This is a genomic window from Thiobacillus sp. (assembly GCF_018780105.1).
GTDB lineage: Bacteria > Pseudomonadota > Gammaproteobacteria > Burkholderiales > Thiobacillaceae > Thiobacillus.
On sequence record NZ_JADMKC010000052.1, the window covers coordinates 1 to 2,246 of the forward strand.

Annotated in this window: 2 protein-coding genes; both read left to right on the forward strand. The window is 59.5% G+C overall.

Annotation, left to right across the window (positions count from 1 at the left end; genetic code table 11):
• Positions 1-1,281 (forward strand): F0F1 ATP synthase subunit alpha (atpA, locus tag IV098_RS15280; protein ID WP_296890593.1); only part of this gene is annotated, 1,281 nt, incomplete at its 5' end.
• A 25-nt stretch (positions 1,282-1,306) separates the two neighbouring features.
• On the forward strand, positions 1,307-2,179 hold the full coding sequence (gene atpG / locus IV098_RS15285; protein ID WP_296890595.1) for a F0F1 ATP synthase subunit gamma: 873 nt from the start codon (positions 1,307-1,309) through the stop codon (positions 2,177-2,179).
• The last annotated feature ends 67 nt before the right edge of the window (positions 2,180-2,246 follow it).

Here is a 2,246-nt window from a genome sequence, read left to right on the forward strand (position 1 = left end):
GCCAAGTGCACCGGCCGCATTCTGGAAGTGCCGGTGGGCCGTGGCCTGCTCGGCCGCGTGGTCAACTCGCTGGGCCAGCCGATCGACGGCAAGGGCCCCATCGCTTCAGACAAGACCATGCCGATCGAGCGCATTGCGCCGGGCGTGATCGAACGCAAATCGGTCGACCAGCCGGTGCAGACCGGCCTCAAGTCGATCGACTCGATGGTTCCGGTCGGCCGTGGCCAGCGCGAGCTGATCATTGGCGACCGCCAGACGGGCAAGACCGCCGTCGCTATCGACGCGATCATCAACCAGAAAGGCACCGGCGTTAAATGTATTTACGTCGCCGTCGGCCAGAAGGCTTCTTCGGTTGCCAACGTGGTGCGCAAGCTGGAAGAGCACGGCGCGATGGATCACACCATCGTCGTCGCCGCGACCGCTGCTGACGCCGCCGCCATGCAGTACATCGCACCGTACTCCGGCTGCACCATGGGCGAATTCTTCCGCGACATCGGTGAAGATGCGCTGATCGTGTATGACGATTTGACCAAGCAGGCCTGGGCGTACCGTCAGGTATCCCTGCTGCTGCGCCGCCCGCCGGGTCGCGAAGCGTATCCTGGCGACGTGTTCTACCTGCACTCGCGCCTGCTGGAGCGTGCTGCACGGGTGAACGCCGACTACGTGGAAAAGATGACCAATGGCGCCGTCAAGGGCCAGACCGGTTCGCTGACCGCGCTGCCGATCATCGAAACCCAGGCCGGCGACGTGTCCGCCTTCGTGCCGACCAACGTGATTTCGATTACCGACGGCCAGATCTTCCTCGAGACCGACCTTTTCAACGCCGGTATCCGTCCCGCGATCAACGCCGGTCTGTCGGTGTCCCGCGTCGGTGGCGCTGCACAGACCAAGGTCATCAAGAAGCTGGGCGGCGGTATTCGCCTGGCGCTGGCGCAGTATCGTGAACTGGCTGCTTTTGCCCAGTTCGCCTCCGATCTGGACGCTGCCACACTGAAGCAGCTGGAACGTGGCCGTCGTGTGACCGAACTGATGAAGCAGGCGCAGTACTCGCCGATGTCGGTGTCGCAGATGGCACTGACCCTGTTCGCAGTCAACAAGGGCTACATGGACGACGTCGAAGTCAACAAGATTCTGCCGTTTGAATCTGCTTTGACCGCTTTCATCAAGTCCAAGTTCGGCGGGCTCATGGACACGATTGAATCCACCGGCAACATGGATGACGCGACTGAAAAGGCGCTCACCGCTGCGGTGGACGAGTTCAAGAAAACCGGCGTCTATTGATAGACCGCGCTGATTAGGAGCCATTATGGCAGCCGGAAAAGAGATACGGACCAAGATCAAGAGCGTAGAAAATACGCGCAAGATCACCAAGGCCATGGAAATGGTTGCGGCGTCCAAAATGCGCAAGGCGCAAGAGCGCATGCGGGCCGCGCGCCCGTACGCCGAAAAGATCGCCCGCGTGGCGACCCACCTGGCTTATGCCCACACGGAATACAAGCATCCGTTTGTTATTCCGCGCGAGAAGGTCAAGCGCGTCGGCCTCATCATCGCCAGCTCGGACAAGGGGCTGTGCGGCGGTCTCAACACCAACGTGTTTCGCGTGGTGGTGAGTCAGATGAAGCAGTGGGAAGCCGCCGGTGTCGGCATCGACGTCACGCCGTTTGGCAACAAAGCGCTGGGTTTCATGCAGCGTCTTGGCGCCAACGTGGCTTCGCAGCATACCGGTCTGGGCGACACGCCGCACCTGGAAAAGCTGATCGGCCCGGTCAAGGTCATGCTCGATGCCTACCTGAGCGGCAAAATTGATGCGCTCTACATCGTTTACAACCGCTTCATCAACACCATGAAGCAGGAACCGACGCTGACCCAGTTGCTGCCCTTGACGCAGATGGAAGACGCCGATGAAGCGAGCCTGAAAACGCACTGGGATTACATCTACGAGCCCGATGCGAAGCCCGTTGTCGATGGCATGCTGATGCGGTACATCGAATCGCTGGTGTATCAGGCTGTGGCAGAAAACATTGCATGCGAGCAGTCGGCGCGGATGGTTGCGATGAAAGCCGCTTCCGACAACGCCAAGGATGTGATCGGCGAATTGAAGCTGATTTACAACAAAACGCGTCAGGCCGCGATTACCAAGGAATTGTCCGAGATCGTCGCCGGTGCAGCAGCGGTCTGATGACCGCATACAGAATTTAATTTTCTTAGGAAACAAGCATGAGCAACGGAAAAATTGTTCAGATCAT